Source organism: Leucobacter allii (assembly GCF_022919155.1).
GTDB classification, from domain to species: domain Bacteria; phylum Actinomycetota; class Actinomycetes; order Actinomycetales; family Microbacteriaceae; genus Leucobacter; species Leucobacter allii.
Genome location: NZ_CP095045.1, coordinates 1,560,774 through 1,575,325, shown reverse-complemented (window position 1 = coordinate 1,575,325; position 14,552 = coordinate 1,560,774). Strand labels below are relative to the sequence as shown.

The 14,552-nt window shown below is 72.1% G+C and carries 15 protein-coding genes and 1 other RNA gene; 9 read left to right on the top strand and 7 right to left on the bottom strand.

The features are described 5' to 3' along the window. The first annotated feature begins 18 nt into the window (after positions 1-18). Positions 19-816 (top strand): hypothetical protein, encoded by a 798-nt coding sequence (locus MUN78_RS07445; RefSeq protein WP_244729741.1) that lies wholly within the window; start codon positions 19-21, stop codon positions 814-816. Positions 817-878: 62 nt separating this feature from the next. Here MUN78_RS07445 and MUN78_RS07440 read toward each other — a convergent pair whose 3' ends face one another. After that, a complete protein-coding gene (locus MUN78_RS07440; RefSeq protein ID WP_244693823.1) occupies positions 879-1,472 on the bottom strand; it encodes a mycothiol transferase in 594 nt (197 codons plus the stop codon). 101 nt (positions 1,473-1,573) lie between these two features. Then, complete coding sequence (locus MUN78_RS07435) at positions 1,574-2,059, bottom strand: glutathione peroxidase (RefSeq protein WP_244729738.1); 486 nt, start codon at positions 2,057-2,059, stop codon at positions 1,574-1,576. A gap of 122 nt (positions 2,060-2,181) precedes the next feature. On the opposite strand from MUN78_RS07435, the gene MUN78_RS07430 reads away from it, so the two are divergent. Further along, positions 2,182-2,724, top strand: a complete 543-nt coding sequence (locus MUN78_RS07430; protein ID WP_244729736.1) for a flavin reductase family protein — start codon at positions 2,182-2,184, stop codon at positions 2,722-2,724. A 48-nt stretch (positions 2,725-2,772) separates the two neighbouring features. Continuing rightward, positions 2,773-3,888 (top strand): glutathione S-transferase C-terminal domain-containing protein, encoded by a 1,116-nt coding sequence (locus MUN78_RS07425; protein ID WP_244729735.1) that lies wholly within the window; start codon positions 2,773-2,775, stop codon positions 3,886-3,888. A gap of 15 nt (positions 3,889-3,903) precedes the next feature. Here MUN78_RS07425 and MUN78_RS07420 read toward each other — a convergent pair whose 3' ends face one another. From MUN78_RS07420 to MUN78_RS07400, 5 genes are all read right to left on the bottom strand, one after another. Beyond that, positions 3,904-5,145: an MFS transporter gene (locus tag MUN78_RS07420; RefSeq protein ID WP_244729734.1), complete on the bottom strand. Its 1,242-nt coding sequence runs from the start codon at positions 5,143-5,145 to the stop codon at positions 3,904-3,906. Between the two features lie 108 nt (positions 5,146-5,253). Further along, positions 5,254-5,916: an MBL fold metallo-hydrolase gene (locus MUN78_RS07415; RefSeq protein WP_244729733.1), complete on the bottom strand. Its 663-nt coding sequence runs from the start codon at positions 5,914-5,916 to the stop codon at positions 5,254-5,256. A gap of 54 nt (positions 5,917-5,970) precedes the next feature. Next, positions 5,971-7,176, bottom strand: coding sequence for a glycoside hydrolase family 3 N-terminal domain-containing protein (locus MUN78_RS07410; protein WP_244729732.1), 1,206 nt, complete (start codon positions 7,174-7,176; stop codon positions 5,971-5,973). Between the two features lie 8 nt (positions 7,177-7,184). Then, the gene (locus MUN78_RS07405; RefSeq protein ID WP_244693816.1) at positions 7,185-8,030 is read right to left on the bottom strand and encodes a universal stress protein; all 846 of its coding nucleotides are present in this window, start codon (positions 8,028-8,030) and stop codon (positions 7,185-7,187) included. Between the two features lie 65 nt (positions 8,031-8,095). Next, entirely contained in the window at positions 8,096-9,535 is a 1,440-nt protein-coding gene (locus MUN78_RS07400; RefSeq protein WP_244729731.1) for a glyceraldehyde-3-phosphate dehydrogenase, read from the bottom strand. A gap of 204 nt (positions 9,536-9,739) precedes the next feature. Here MUN78_RS07400 and MUN78_RS07395 point away from each other — a divergent pair, with 204 nt between their 5' ends. The 6 genes from MUN78_RS07395 (at position 9,740) to rnpB (ending at position 14,473) form a co-directional block, all read left to right on the top strand. Continuing rightward, a complete protein-coding gene (locus MUN78_RS07395; protein ID WP_244729729.1) occupies positions 9,740-10,651 on the top strand; it encodes a MetQ/NlpA family ABC transporter substrate-binding protein in 912 nt (303 codons plus the stop codon). A 112-nt stretch (positions 10,652-10,763) separates the two neighbouring features. Beyond that, the gene (locus MUN78_RS07390) at positions 10,764-11,792 is read left to right on the top strand and encodes a methionine ABC transporter ATP-binding protein (protein ID WP_244729728.1); all 1,029 of its coding nucleotides are present in this window, start codon (positions 10,764-10,766) and stop codon (positions 11,790-11,792) included. Continuing rightward, complete coding sequence (locus MUN78_RS07385; RefSeq protein WP_244729727.1) at positions 11,792-12,457, top strand: methionine ABC transporter permease; 666 nt, start codon at positions 11,792-11,794, stop codon at positions 12,455-12,457. The genes MUN78_RS07390 and MUN78_RS07385 overlap by 1 nt, the downstream gene beginning before the upstream one ends. A gap of 2 nt (positions 12,458-12,459) precedes the next feature. Further along, positions 12,460-13,323 (top strand): Nif3-like dinuclear metal center hexameric protein, encoded by an 864-nt coding sequence (locus MUN78_RS07380; RefSeq protein ID WP_244729725.1) that lies wholly within the window; start codon positions 12,460-12,462, stop codon positions 13,321-13,323. Between the two features lie 4 nt (positions 13,324-13,327). After that, positions 13,328-14,056: a zinc ribbon domain-containing protein gene (locus MUN78_RS07375; RefSeq protein ID WP_244729724.1), complete on the top strand. Its 729-nt coding sequence runs from the start codon at positions 13,328-13,330 to the stop codon at positions 14,054-14,056. Positions 14,057-14,096: 40 nt separating this feature from the next. Beyond that, positions 14,097-14,473: RNase P RNA component class A (gene rnpB, locus MUN78_RS07370), an RNA gene on the top strand. The last annotated feature ends 79 nt before the right edge of the window (positions 14,474-14,552 follow it).

The following is a 14,552-nucleotide window of genomic DNA, read 5'->3' as shown; positions in this document are numbered from 1 at the left end:
GGCGAGGCGCGTGATGACATGACCGGAAAGAGCTCGCTGAGCTTCTGGGACGCGATCGAACTGCTCTCCGACCGGGGCACCCCCGTGCACGCACCGGAGCATTCGGTGAGAAGCGTGTCGTTCCCGGCGGCGATCATCTCGCTGACGACCCTCGTGATCGCAGAGGTCCCGTTGGTGCTCCTGCATCCAGATCGCGCCGATGGCACCCCGATGCTGCTGTCGCTGTTCGTCTTCCCGATGATCGCCTGCGGGTTGATCATCGAGCTCGTCGTGCTCTGCAAGCTGCGCCTGCAGAGCCCGCTCTGGACCTTTCTCTGGTGGCCGCTCGTCGTCCTCCCGATCGGACTGCTCGTCCTGAGCCTCGGGCCGTTGCTCGCCCACCCCGGCTACTTCGCCGTGACGGGCCTCTCGAGTGCCGTCGGGGTGATGTGCACGTTCGCGCTGCTCGTCGGCCTCGGCCTCGGCCTCGGTTTCGTGTTCTGGCCGCTCGTCGTGTTCCCCCTGCGGATACTGGGTCTTGCCGTGTGCGACGCGATCCGCGGCGAACGCATCGCCGCCTTCAGGGTGTACGTGCCGCTCATCTTTCTCGCGATACCGGCGATCAGCCTGTTGGCCGTCGCCAGTCTCGATTTCGCGGAATCCGGCAGGGTCGTGGCCAGACAGCTCGTCCTCGCCCTGCTGGGCATCCCCGGGGAGTACGGGATCGCGTGGGAGCCGGGACTCTGGATCGTACGCGGGATCGCGCTGGCGCTCATCGGGAGTGCGATCTGGGCGCGCGCCCGCAGCAGGCGAGACGACACCCGTACCGGAGCGTGACGACGCGCGGCATCGCGCGAGCGGCACAGCTCTCCGTTCGGCATCCCCCTGCTGCGGCCGCCTCAGTCGACGATCGTGCCGGGTTCCGGGGCGAAGGGGGTGAAGAACTGATTGGCCGGCGCCCCTTCGAGGGTCAGCACGAGGGTGGGCACCGCGACCCCGTCGAGCTCCTCGCGGATGATGTCGGCGTGCCCCGCGTGGCGCGCGAACTCCTCGATCTGGTGCGTCAGGTAATAGCGCAGCCGGATCGGGCTCGGCGCGTACACGCCGTGCCAGGGCTCCGGCGGGGCGACGGCCTCGGCATCGGGATCGAGGCCGGCGATGAGTTCGAGCAGACTCGCCCGGGCGGCGTCCCAGTCGGCGAGGAGTTCGGCCGTGCGCTCCGTCTCGCCGTGGACGAACCCCGCCAGATACTCCGCGACGCCGTCCGCGCTCGTGTCTGGCGCGGTCTCCTCGCCGCCGAGACGGACGATCGCCCCGCGCATGCCCTGCAGCGTGTGCTTGAGGATGCCGGCGATGGAGAGCGCGCTGCGGCAGGGGGTCGCCCGCGCCTGCTCCTCCGTGAGCCCGTAGATGGACGCCCGGATCGCCGCGAGCTGCTGGTCGATGTAGGCCGCGAGGCTGTCGCGCTCCCCGTCCGTGCTCGGCAGATACATGCTGGCTCCCCTCGGTCGGCGCGCCGACGGCGCTGCTCGTCAGCCTATGTCGTGCGCCACGGATGTCAAGGCATCTCCCGTCGACCCGCCCGGCCGGCGGGTCAGGCGGCGATCGCCGATTCGATGGCGGAGACGACGGCCGGATCATCCGGCGTCGTCGTCGGGCGGAAGCGGGTCACCCGGCCGTCGGCGTCGACGAGGAACTTCTCGAAGTTCCACTGCACGCGCCCGGCCTTCCCCTCGGCATCGGGGGTCTCGCGGAGCGCCGCGTACAGCGGATGCTTGCGCCGCCCGTTCACCCGGACCTTCCCCATGAGCGGGAAGGTGACTCCGTAGCTCGTCGAGCAGAAGGTCTTGATCTCCTCCGCGTCGCCCGGCTCCTGCCCGAGGAACTGGTTGCAGGGGAAGCCGACGACCGTGAGCCCCCGGTCGCCGTACGTGCGCTGCAGCTCCTCGAGCTGCTCGTACTGCGGGGTGAGGCCGCACTTGGACGCGACGTTCACGACGAGCGCCGCCCGCCCGCCGAGGGTCGAGAGCGACGTCTCCTCGCCGTCGATCGTGGTGAAGGGGATGTCTCGGAGTGTCATGCCCCCAGCGTACGCCGGGGAATGATCGCCGTGGGGTGCGCGTTGTGGATCGATGGTGCGCGCGATGGGCGCGCCTGGCTGGCCCGCGCACGGCTGCGGGCGGAAACGAGGACGGACAGGGCATGGTCGAGCGGCGGATGGACGCGACGGGAGCGGCGGATGCGACGGGCGACGGCCCCGGCGGGGAACGGCTCTGGGGCGCCGACGCGCTCAAGCGCGCGTTCCGCGACCACCCGGCCGGCATCGCCCTGATCACGGCAGAGACCCCCGCCGGGCCGGTCGGGCTCACCGCCTCGAGCGTCGCCTCGGTCGGGATCGATCCGCCCGCGCTCTCCTTCTCGGTCACCCGGGCGACCGGCAGCGCCGGGGGCATCCTCGGTGCGGACAGCTATCTCGTCCACCTGCTCGACGCCAGACACGCCGCCATCGCGCAGTCCTTCGCCGTCTCCGGCGCGGAGCGCTTCACCCCCGAGCAGGGCTGGCAGCGCCTCGAGACCGGCGAACCGTACCTGCCGGCGTCGCGCGTCGCGCTCCGCTGCCGCACGTTGCACTCGCTGGGCGTCGGTTCATCGGTGATCGTCGTGGCCGAGGTGCTCGAGGCCGCGTTCGGCGACGCCGCCGAGCCGATGGTCTACTTGAACCGCGAGTTCCGGGGACTCGCGTAGGATCGGGCACGGGCCCGTCGCGCTGGCGGGCGGAGAACGGGGAGCGCGATGAGCGGGAACACGGAGCCCGGGCCGATGGGCAGCTACATCACCGGCGGCGAGGCGTACGAGCGCGACACGCAGTACATCGAAGACCGGATCGTCGCCGATCCCGAGGCGGTGCGCGCGCTCCCGGCGCCGCCGCCGTCGAAGATCGGCGCCGTCGGGTACGGGCTGACGCCTGGCGCCCAGGCGTGGCCGGTCGAGCCCGGGCGCTACCGGCTCGTCGCGGCGGCGGCCTGCCCCTGGGCGAACCGCACGCTCATCGTCCGCCGGCTGCTGGGGCTCGAGGACGTCCTCTCGCTCGGCCGCCCGGGGCCCGTGCACGACGCGCGCTCCTGGACCTTCGACCTCGACCCGGACGGGCGCGATCCGGTGCTGGGGAGCGAGCGACTGCAGGAGCACTACTTCACGCGCTTCCCCGGCTACCCCCGCGGCATCACCGTTCCCGCGATCGTGGACGTCCCGAGCGGGGCCGTCGTCACGAACGACTACCCCCAGATCACCCTGGACCTGTCGACGCAGTGGCGCGAGTTCCACCGCGACGGCGCTCCCGATCTGCTGCTCGGGGACGGCTTCGCCCAGATGCGTCCCGTCGTGGAACGCGTCTTCACCGAGGTGAACAACGGCGTCTACCGCTGCGGCTTCGCGGGCAGTCAGGAGGCCTATGATGCCGCGTACGCCCGCCTGTGGGAGGCGCTCGACTGGCTCGAGGAGCGGCTCGCGACGCAGCGGTTCCTCATGGGCGGCACCATCTCCGAGGCCGACGTGCGGCTGTTCACGACGCTCGTGCGCTTCGACCCCGTCTACCACGGCCACTTCAAGACGAACCGCAACCGGCTCACCGAGATGCCCCACCTCTGGGCATACGCCCGCGAGCTCTTCCAGACGCCGGGCTTCGGCGACACCGTCGACTTCGTCCAGATCAAGCGGCACTACTACGAGACGCACACCGACATCAACCCGACGCGCATCGTGCCGGCCGGGCCGGATCTCGCGGGCTGGCTCGAGCCGCACGGCCGTGAGCGGCTCGGCGGCGAGCCCTTCGGGGACGGCACCCCGCCGCCGCCCGTGCGCGCGGAGGAGCGGATCGCGCCGGGGCACAGCCCGCTGATCGCGGGCTGAACCGCCGGAGACCGCTCAGGCCTCGCCGGGGATCCGGATCCCGACCGTGTCGATGCTCCGCGCGCGGTCCCGGCGCTGCACGCCCATGCTCACGAGTGCCAGCAGCAGCCCGAGGCATGCGAGCGCCGCACCCACCCAGCCGGGCGCGAGGTAGCCGAGGCCGCCGGCGATGACGGCGCCGCCGGTCCAGGCGCCGAGGCTGTTGCCGAGGTTGAAGGCGGCGTGGTTCACGGCCGCCCCGAGCAGGGCGGCCTCGTGGGAGATCCGCACGAGGCGCGACTGGATGGAGGGCAGCAGCGAGGAGGAGCTGAGCCCGAGCAGGAAGACGCCGGCGAACAGCCCGACGGGGTGCGCGGCGAGCTGGGTGTAGAGCACGAGCGCCAGGATGAACGCGATGAATCCCCAGATCATCGCGAGCCGCGGCCGCCGATCGCTCGCCCAGCCCCCGATGAGGTTGCCGATGGTCATGCCGACGCCGAGGCAGGCGAGCACCCAGGGCACCTGCGCGGCGTCGAGACCGGCGACCCGCGTCGTCACCTCCGCGATGTAGGAGTACACCGCGAAGAAGCCGCCGAAGCCGATCGCACCCACGCCGATCATGATCCAGGCGCGGGGATTGGCGAGGGCCGAGAGCTCCTTGAGGGCGCTGCGCTCGGGATTCCCGGGGAAGCGGGGCAGGAAGACGACCGCGAGCACGAGGGTCGCGGCGAAGATCCCGGCGACGAGGGCGTAGGCGGAGCGCCAGCCGAAGCTCTGGCCCAGCCAGGTGGCCAGCGGCACGCCGACGACGTTCGCGATCGTCAGGCCGGAGAGCGCCAGCGCGATGCCCCGGCCCTGCATGCCCGGACCCATGATGCGGGCGGCGAGCAGGGACGCCACGCCGAAATAGGCGCCGTGCGGGAGCGCGGCGATGAAGCGCACGAGCGCGAGCGTGCCGAAGCCCGGCATGAGGGCCGAGGCGAGGGATCCGGCGATGAAGAGGCCGAGGAGCCAGAAGGCGAGCGTCGTCTGCGACATGCGCGCCGCGAGCACCGCGAAGGTGGGTGCGCCGACGACGACGCCGAGCGCGTAGGCGGTGATGAGCCAGCCCGCCTGCGCGATCGCGACGCCCGGCGAGGCCTCGAAGCCCGGGATCATCTCGCGGGCGATGTCGGGGAGGAGGCCCATCGAGGCGAACTCGGTCACCCCGATGCCGAAGCCGCCGAGGGCGAGCGCGAACAGCGCGAAGTTGCGCCGGAGCGGCGTGGTGAGGGGCATGGAGCGCCTTTCGACGGGTGCGGGGGAGACGGCCTCGCGACGCTGCGACTCAGACAGCGTACTCCCTCGATGCGACGATCGTGTTTCGCCCGCTCGCCGGCCGCGCGTTCACCAGCCGCGCGCGAGCCAGTCCTCGAGCGCGGGCGCCTCGGCGCCGATCGTCGTGTCGGCGCCGTGCCCGGGGTGCGCCACGGTCTCCGCCGGGAGCGGGAAGAGGCGGGTGCGGATCGACTCCACGATGCCGGGGAAGCTCGAGTAGTCCCAGCGCGTCGCACCGGGACCGCCCTCGAACAGGGTGTCGCCCGAGAACACGGTGCGCAGCGCCGGCAGGGCGAAGCAGACCGACCCCGGCGTGTGACCGGGCGTGTGGAGCGTGGCGACCTCGGCGCCCGCGACGAGGAAGGTCGCACCCTCGGCGAGTTCGAAGTCGGGCGTCCGATCGCCGTGCGTCTCCTCCCAGAGGAACAGGTCGGCCGGGTGCAGGTAGAGGTGCGTGTCCAAGCGGCGTGCCGTCTCCACCGCCGCGTTCACATGGTCCTCGTGCCCGTGGGTGAGCAGGATCCCGAGCGCTTCGCGGTCGCCGACGGCGCGGGCGATCGCGTCGGCGTCGTGCGCGGCGTCGATGACGAGCACGGCGTCGTCATCGCCGAGGAGCCAGACGTTGTTCTCGATCGGCACGCCGCCCGCGGGGTAGCCGGGACGCCCGGCCCCGAGCACCCCCGTCGTGATGATCCGCTCGATCCGCGCCTGCGCGCCCGTCCCCGTGGTCATGGTGCCTCGCCCCCTCGATCTGGCGGGGACGCGATCCCCGCACGTCCCGTCATGCTACCCCTCGCCCGGCACGGGGAGCTCTCCGGGGCCCGCGAGGCGGAGCTCGGCGACCCGGAGCGCCGCCTCGCGGAGCCGCTCCTCGGGGACCGTCCCGCTGTCGACGGCCGCGGCGAGCCCCGCGATGACGGCGTCGACGGCGGCGCGGTCGTGTCCGGCGATGACGAGGATGAGATCGTTGCCCGCCGCGAGCGCCGCGACGGCGTTCGCCGCCGGGTCCGCGTACTCCGGCACGCCCGAGGAGAGGAGCATGCCGAGGTCGTCGGTGACGGCGACCCCCGTGAATCCGAGCTCCTCCCGGGCGACGCGATGCCACTCGGCGGAGAGGGAGGCCGGGGTGGCGTCGACCGCGGTGTACGCGACGTGACCGAACATCAGCAGCTCGGCGCCCGCGTCGATGCCCGCGCGGAAAGGCAGCGCGTCGCTCGCCCGCCAGTCGTCCATCGGCTCCGGGGTGCTCGGGATCCCGACGTGGGAGTCGCCCTCGGCGGCGCCGTGGCCCGGGAAGTGCTTGAGCGTGGACCGAACGAGGCCGCGGTCGCCGCGCACCGCGGCCGCCACGCGCTCGGCGCTCGCCTCGGGCGTCGCGCCGAGCGCGCGTGCCGCGATGAAGGACTCCGGCCCTCGGGGCACGTCCGCGACGATGCCGAAGTTCACGTCGATGCCCGCACTCGCGAGCAGGGCGGCGCGCTCGGCGAACGCCGTCTCCGAGGCGGCCGGCTCCGACGACTGCAGCGCGGCCCCCGCCGGCAGCGCGTCCCAGGCGAGGCGGGAGACGCTGCCGCCCTCCTGGTCGGCCGCGATGAGGAGGGGCGGCTCGGCGGCGGCGCTCAGCACCCCCGTGAGCTGCGCGAGGGCCGAGGCGTCGGCCGGGATGTTGTCGCCCATGAGGATCAGACCGCCGACGCCGGTCTCGGCCGCGAATGCGGCGAGTGCACCGGCGTCGGTGCCCGGCGCGGCCGCCATCACGATCCCGGCCGCTCGTTCACGGGTCGAGCGGGCGTCGACGTAGGCCTCGGCCCGCTCCCTGAGAGCTTCCTCGGGCGTCGGATCCGGCGCCTCGGGCGTCGCGTCGTCCGTCGCCCGAGGCGGCGTCTCGACGGCACCCGACCCGGCTGCGGGCCCGGCCGCGGACGCACCGCAGCCGGTCCCGGCGAGCAGTGCGGAGAGCGCGAGCAGCGCCGCGAAGCGCCGAAGACGCACGGCCGCGGCTACGCGCGCGTGACGACGACCGGGCAGGGCAGGGCCTGCAGCACGCCGTGGCTCACGGAGCCGAGCAGCAGGCGGGAGATCCCTCCGCGTCCCCGGCTGCCGACCACGAGCATCTCGGCGCCCTCCGCGGACTGCACGAGCGCCGCCACCGGGGCGGACTGCAGGATCCGTCGCTCGATCTCGAGGTCCGGGTAGCGCTCGGCGAGGCCGGCGACGCCGATGGCGATCGCCTCCTCGGCAGCCGCGCGCTGCGACTCGACGAGCTCCTCGCTCCACAGGTACTCGAGACCGGGGGTGAGCGGCGGCATCCAGGCGTAGACCGCGATCAGGGGCACCCCGCGCTGGGAGGCCTCCTCGGCGGCGAAGGCGATCGCCTTGCGGGAGGCCTCCGAACCGTCGACGCCGACGACGACTCCGGCGTTCGGCGCGACGTCGCGCTGCGGGATCACCGCGACCGGGCAATGGGCCGTCGCCGCCGCCTTCACGGCGCGCGTGCCGAAGAAGGATCCGGCGAAGCGGCTGCCGCCGTGGGCTCCGAGGATCAGCAGATCCGCGCGCTTGGACGCCTCCTCCACCTCGGCGATGGGGTGCCCCACGACGGCGGTGCCCGTGATCGTCCCGGCGAAGCCGAGGCTCCGCGCGTACTCGGTCTCGGCCTGGAGCATCTGCTCGGACGCCGACTGGGCCTCCGAGAGGAACGCGACGCTCTCGGAGAGGAATGAGTCGTCGGCGACGTGCAGCAGCTCGACGGCGGCGCGGCGTTCCGTGGCGCGCGCGAGCCCCCAGGCGAGCGCCACCCGGCTCTGCTCCGATCCGTCAACTCCGATGAGGTATTTCTCCGACATGATGCGGTTCCCTTCTCCTGAGTGGTGCGTGCGGGCGGCGGGAGGACCCGCCGCCCGGCCGCGGTCTAGCCCTCCAGCGCCGGCAGGTGGGCGGGGTGCCCGCCTGCGAGCTGCTCGATGATCCGGACCACCTGGCAGCTGTATCCGTACTCGTTGTCGTACCAGACGTAGACGACGGCGCTCGAGCCCGTCACGATCGTGGCGAGGCCGTCCACGATTCCGGCACGGTTGGAGCCGACGAAATCGGTCGAGACGATCTCGGGGGACTCGACGTAGTCGATCTGGGTGCGCAGCGCTCCCGTGAGCGAGACCCGCTCGAGGAAGGCGTTGAGCTCCTCGCGGCTCGTCTCCCGCTCCAGCTGCAGGTTCAGCACCGCCATCGACACGTCGGGCGTGGGCACGCGGATCGCGTTGCCCGTGAGCTTCCCCTCGAACTCGGGCAGGGCCTTCGCGACGGCCTTCGCGGCACCGGTCTCCGTGAGGACCATGTTCAGCGCCGCCGAGCGACCGCGCCGGTCGCCCTTGTGGAAGTTGTCGATGAGGTTCTGGTCGTTCGTGTACGAGTGCACGGTCTCGACGTGGCCGTGGCGCACGCCGTACTCGTCGTTCAGCACCTTCAGCACCGGCGTGATGGCGTTCGTGGTGCACGAGGCCGCCGAGACGATGGCGTCGGCGGCCTCGATCGCGCCGTTGTTGACGCCGAACACGATGTTCTTCAGCTCGCCCTTGCCCGGGGCGGTGAGCAGCACGCGGGCGATGCCGGCGTTGCGCAGGTGCTGGCCGAGGCCCTCCGCGTCGCGCCACCTGCCGGTGTTGTCGACGAGGATCGCGTCCTCGATGCCGTAGGCCGTGTAGTCGACGTTCGCGGGGTCGTCGGAATAGATGACCTGGATCCGCACGCCGTTGGCGAGGATCACGTTCTCGTCCTCGAGCACCTTGATCGTGCCGTTGAAGGGTCCGTGCACCGAGTCGCGGCGGAGCAGGTTCGCGCGCTTCACGAGGTCGTTCTCCGAGCCCTTCCGCACGACGATCGCGCGCAGGTTCAGACCGTTGCCGCTGCCCGAATGGTCGATGATGATGCGTGCGAGGAGCCGGCCGATGCGGCCGAAGCCGTAGAGCACGACGTCGGTGCCCGTGCCCGGACGCGCGTCCAGCGCGGGGGCGAGCACCTGCCTGAGGTACGCGTCGAGGTCGGCGCCTCCGGCCTCGCGGAAGCCGTTCGCGAGCAGGGCGAGATCGACGGAGACCGGACCGGGCTGGATCTCGGCGAGCGCCGCCACGATCGCGGAGGTCTCGGCGAGATCGAGCTCCACCTCGTCGATCTTCCGCGCGAAGCTGTGGGCGCGGATGATGTCGATGGGGGAGCGGCCGACGAGGCTGCGGCCGTGGACGGACATGACCACGTCGTGATCCCGGTAGAGCTGCCCGATCAGCGGGATCATCCGCTCGGCGAGCTCCTGCTTGGCCTTCCACGCGTCGAGATGGGCGTCAGCACTCTGGTTCATGTGAACGGAGGGTTCCTTTCGTGGTCTTCACGACGATGATTCGGCCTGCCCGCCGGTGACGCGGTGCGTCGTCTCCAGTATCCCACGCGCATGACGCCGTATGACACCGCGATTCGCGCGCGTCGCCTCCCATGCCGCACCCTGGAAGACGACCGCGGCGGACCCGTCCGGCGTCCGCCAGCTCCTGCATCGAAGAGGAACCACATGACCTTCATCAAGCGCGGCGTGCTCGCCGCCTCGATCACCGCCCTCGCCCTCGTCCTCGCGGGCTGCTCCGCGTCCGAAGGGTCGGACGCCTCGGGCGCGGACGGCGCCGACGGCGCGAGCGAAACCGTCCGCATCGGCGTCGTCGGCGCGAGCGACCCGTACTGGGAGACCTTCGTCGACGCCGCCTCCGAGGAGGGGATCGACGTCGAGCTCGTCGACTTCACCGACTACAACCAGCCGAACCCGGCGCTGAGCGAGGGCGAGATCGACCTCAACCAGTTCCAGCACATCCAGTACCTCGCGGACTACAACGTGGCGAACGACGACGACCTGGTGCCGATCGGGGCCACCGCGATCTACCCGCTGGCCGTCTTCTCCACGAAGCACGCGTCGCTGGAGGACATCCCCGAGGGCGCGACCGTCGCCATCCCGTCGGATCCCTCGAACCGCGCCCGCGCGCTCAACGTGCTGCAGGCCGCCGGGCTCGTGGAGCTGACCGGCGGCGGCAGCCTCTTCTCCACCCCCGACGACGTCGAGGACGGCTCCCGGGTGCAGGTCACCGAGATGGACGCGTCATTCACCGCGACCTCGCTCGCCGACGTCGACGCGGCCGTCGTGAACAACGACTTCGTGACCGACGCAGGCCTCGACTTCGCCGACGCGCTGTACGAGGACGACCCCGCGGACGATGGCGCGAAGCCCTTCATCAACATCTTCGCCGCGAAGGCCGCCGACGCGGAGAACGCGACCTACCAGAAGCTCGTCGAGATCTACCAGACGAACGACGACGTGCAGGCGGGCGTGCTCGAGAACTCCGGCGACTCGGCGATCATGCTCGACACGCCGGTGTCCGAGCTGCTCGAGATCCAGGCGGACGCCGAGGAGCAGATCCGCGCCGACCAGGGCTGATCGCGCGCCGTCGCCCGCAGCGCGCACGCCGGACGACGCGCGCAGCGCATTAGGATCGGGGCGTCCGGGTTTCCGGGCGCCCCGATCCCGCATTCCCGCGAAAGGAGACGCGATGACCCGCGTTCAGATGCTCGGCGTGTCCAAGCGCTACCCGGGGCGCGGATCGGACGCCGCGCCCGTCGTCGCCGTCGACGACGTCACGATCGACGTCGCCTCGGGAGAGATCCACGCGATCATCGGCTACTCGGGGGCGGGGAAGAGCACGTTGCTCCGGCTCGTCAACGGGCTCGAGCGCGCGAGCGCCGGGCGGATCCTCGTGGGCGAGGACGAGATCACGGCGCTGCCCGAGTCCCGCCTGCGCGCGGCGCGCGGCCGGATCGGCATGATCTTCCAGCAGTTCAACCTCTTCCACTCGAAGAAGGTCGCGAAGAACGTCGAGTATCCGCTCGTCGTCGCGGGTGTACCCGCGGCGGAGCGCCGCAGGCGCGTCGCGGAGCTCCTCGCCTTCGTGGGCCTCTCCGACAAGGCCGGCGCCTACACGGACCAGCTCTCCGGCGGCCAGAAGCAGCGCGTGGGGATCGCCCGCGCGCTCGCGACCAACCCGGGGGTGCTGCTCGCGGACGAGGCGACGAGCGCCCTCGACCCGCAGACGTCGCGGGAGGTGCTCGCACTGCTCAAGCGGGTGAACACGGAGCTCGGCATCACGATCGTCCTCATCACCCACGAGATGGAGGTCGTGCGGGAGATCGCCGACCGCGTCACCGTGATGGACGGCGGGCGCGCCGTGGAGCAGGGCGGCGTCTTCGACGTGTTCTCGGACCCGCAGAACGAGACGACGAGACGCTTCGTCGCCACGGCGCTGCCGACGCAGCCCGAAGCCGCGCACCTCGCCGAGCTGCGGGAGCGGCATCGCGGCCGCCTCGTCGCCCTCACCTTCCGCGACGGCGACGTCGACCAGCCCGTCGTCTTCCGCACCCTGGCGGAGCGGGGGGTGGGCGTCAGCATCATCCACGGCGGCATCACCGACGTGGGCGGGCGGAGCTTCGGCAAGCTCACGCTCGAGCTCATCGGCGACGAGCTGCAGGTGGAGCACGCGATCGCGGCGCTCGGGCAGGAGACGGATCTGGAGGTGCTGGCCTGATGGACAAGCTCATCGAACTGCTCGCCGACGGCAAGTTCCTCGAGGCGACGGTGCAGACCCTCGTCTACGTCGTCATCGCGATGGGGATCGGCGGCGTGCTCGGGCTGCTGATCGGCGTGCTCCTGACCGTCACCCGCCAGGGCGGCATCCTGCAGAACCGCGGCGTCTACTGGGTGCTCAACTTCCTCGTCAACTTCTTCCGACCCATCCCGTTCGTCATCCTCATCGCCGCCATCCAGCCGCTCGCGCGTCTCGTCGTCGGCACCGGAATCGGCGATCGCGCGCTGATCTTCGTGCTGACTTTCGCCGCGACCTTCGGCATCGCTCGGCTCGTCGAGCAGAACCTGCTCACCGTGCCGCCCGGCGTCATCGAGGCGGCGCGCGCCATGGGGGCCGGTCCGATCCGGACGATCCTCACGGTGCTGATCCCCGAGGGCCTCGGGCCCGTGGTGCTCGGCTACACCTTCGCCTTCATCGCGGTCGTCGACATGACGGCGATGGCCGGCGTGATCGGCGGCGGCGGCCTCGGCAATCTGGCCCTGCAGTACGGCTACCGGCAGTTCAACCCCTGGATCACCTGGGCCGCGGTGCTCATCATCATCGTCATCGTGCAGCTCGTGCAGCTGCTCGGCAACGTGCTCGCCCGGAAGCTGCTGCGGAGGTGAGCATGACGGCACCCGACGCCCCCCGCCTCGCCCGGCTGCGCGAGGCGGCCGAATCGCTCTGGCCCGCCGCGACCGCGGAGAGTTGGGACCGCGTCGGTCTCGTCTCCGGCGACGACGCGCAGCCGCTCGCGCGCGTGCTGCTCGCCGTCGATGCGGTCGACGCCACCGTGACCGAGGCCCTCGACTGGGGCGCCGACGCGCTCATCACGCACCACCCGCTGCTGCTGCGCGGCATCCATTCGGTCGCGGAGGACACGGCGAAGGGGGCGCTGCTCGCCCGGCTGATCCGGGGCGGCTGCGCGCTCCTGGCGGCGCACACGAACGCCGATCAGCCGGCGGGCGGCGTCTCCGCGGTGATCGCCGAGCGGCTCGGGCTCGTGTCCCCGGAACCGATCGTGCCGCACCCCGCGGATCCGACGATCGGCATCGGTCGCGTCGGGCTGCTCGCCGCGCCCGAGAGCCTCCGTGCGTTCGCGGAACGGGTCGCGTCCGTCCTGCCGCCCACGGTCTCGGGCGTCCGCGTCGCCGGCGATCCGGAGCGCCGGGTGCGGCGCGTCGCGCTGCTCGGCGGCGCCGGGGACAGCCTGCTCGACCACCCGGCGGTCCGCGGCGCCGACGTCTATCTCACCTCCGACCTGCGGCATCACCCGGCGCAGGAGTCGCTCGAGGCGTCCGCGGTCTCCGACGGGCCGGCCCTCGTCGACGTCGCGCACTGGGCGAGCGAGTCGCTGTGGCTCGAGGGCGCCGCGTCGCGACTCGCGAGCCTCCTGCCCGGCGTCGAATTCCGGGTCAGCGGCCTGCGCACCGACCCGTGGAGCTTCGCCGTCGGCCGGGAGGGCGGCGGCGGCGCGATCCCGCTATCGTAGGAGCATGAAGGCCAGCCCACGCCAGCAGCGACTGCTGCTCGACCTGCAGGATCTCGACACCGCGATCGCCCGGCTGCGCCGCCGCCGGCAGACGATCCCCGAGCGTGCCGAGCTCGACGCCCTTGCGGACGGGGCCGAGGCGGCGAAGACCCGCTACATGGCGGCGCAGCGCGAGCTCGATGCGCAGCGCGCCGAGTTCGATCGCATCGAGGCCGACGTCGCGCTCGTCTCCCAGCGCCGCGTGCGCGACGAGCAGCTCATCGCCGCGAGCACCTCGAGCAAGGAGGCGCAGGCGCTGCAGGGCGAACTCGACGCGCTCGCCCGGCGCACGGCCGAGCTCGAGGACCGCCAGCTGGAGGCGCTCGAGCTCCAGGAGCGCGCCGAGCGGGAGTTCGATGCGGCCGCGGCGCAGCTGGGCGGCGTCGACGCGGAGCGCGACGGACTGCGCTCGCGGATCGCCGAGGCCGAGGCCGGGATCGATCGCGAGCTCGCCGCGCAGACCGAGGAGCGCGCGGGACTCGCCGCTGAGGTGCAGCGCGATCTCATCGGCGTCTACGAGGATCTCCGCGCCCGCACGGGCATCGGGGCGGCCCGACTGCGCGGGAACGTCTCGGAGGCGAGCAACATGGCGCTGGCGCCCGCCGAGCTCAGCGACATCCGCGCGGCCGCGCCCGACGAGCTCGTGTTCTGCCCGGGCACGGGCGCGATCCTCGTCCGCGTCGAGGACGAGTGAGGCTCGACGGCCCGTCCGCGCGCTAGACTGGTGCACGGAATGGGTCGGTGAGACGGTCGCGTCGCGGCACCGCGGTGCACGCGCCGAGGAACGTCCGGGCTCCGCAGGGGAGAACGGTGGGTAACACCCACCCGGGGCAACCCGCGAGAAAGTGCAACAGAGAGTAGACCGCCGGCGGTGGTGCGCCACGGTCGGTAAGGCTGAAAGGGTGGTGTAAGAGACCACCGGCGTCCGTGGTGACACGGGCGGCCAGGTAAACCTCGTTCGGAGCAAGGCCAGACAGCAGACGATGACGCGCCCCGCCGAGTCTGCGGGTAGGCCGCTGGAGGGCGTCGGCAACGGCGCTCCGAGAGAGATGGCCGTCACCGGCCGGGAGACCGGCCGGGACAGAACCCGGCGTATGATCCGGCCCATTCCCCTACAGCCCCCTGTGCGCCGGCGGGAGGTCGCGTGCTCGTGAGCGGCCGCGCTGCGGTCTGCGCGCGCCGGCGCGACG

Coding starts and splice junctions, on each gene's coding strand:
- MUN78_RS07445 (WP_244729741.1), top strand. CDS start 19: ATGACCGGAAAGAGCTCGCTGAGCTTCTGGGACGCGATCGAACTGCTC.
- MUN78_RS07440 (WP_244693823.1), bottom strand. CDS start 1,472: ATGTATCTGCCGAGCACGGACGGGGAGCGCGACAGCCTCGCGGCCTAC.
- MUN78_RS07435 (WP_244729738.1), bottom strand. CDS start 2,059: ATGACACTCCGAGACATCCCCTTCACCACGATCGACGGCGAGGAGACG.
- MUN78_RS07430 (WP_244729736.1), top strand. CDS start 2,182: ATGGTCGAGCGGCGGATGGACGCGACGGGAGCGGCGGATGCGACGGGC.
- MUN78_RS07425 (WP_244729735.1), top strand. CDS start 2,773: ATGAGCGGGAACACGGAGCCCGGGCCGATGGGCAGCTACATCACCGGC.
- MUN78_RS07420 (WP_244729734.1), bottom strand. CDS start 5,145: ATGCCCCTCACCACGCCGCTCCGGCGCAACTTCGCGCTGTTCGCGCTC.
- MUN78_RS07415 (WP_244729733.1), bottom strand. CDS start 5,916: ATGACCACGGGGACGGGCGCGCAGGCGCGGATCGAGCGGATCATCACG.
- MUN78_RS07405 (WP_244693816.1), bottom strand. CDS start 8,030: ATGTCGGAGAAATACCTCATCGGAGTTGACGGATCGGAGCAGAGCCGG.
- MUN78_RS07400 (WP_244729731.1), bottom strand. CDS start 9,535: ATGAACCAGAGTGCTGACGCCCATCTCGACGCGTGGAAGGCCAAGCAG.
- MUN78_RS07395 (WP_244729729.1), top strand. CDS start 9,740: ATGACCTTCATCAAGCGCGGCGTGCTCGCCGCCTCGATCACCGCCCTC.
- MUN78_RS07390 (WP_244729728.1), top strand. CDS start 10,764: ATGACCCGCGTTCAGATGCTCGGCGTGTCCAAGCGCTACCCGGGGCGC.
- MUN78_RS07385 (WP_244729727.1), top strand. CDS start 11,792: ATGGACAAGCTCATCGAACTGCTCGCCGACGGCAAGTTCCTCGAGGCG.
- MUN78_RS07380 (WP_244729725.1), top strand. CDS start 12,460: ATGACGGCACCCGACGCCCCCCGCCTCGCCCGGCTGCGCGAGGCGGCC.
- MUN78_RS07375 (WP_244729724.1), top strand. CDS start 13,328: ATGAAGGCCAGCCCACGCCAGCAGCGACTGCTGCTCGACCTGCAGGAT.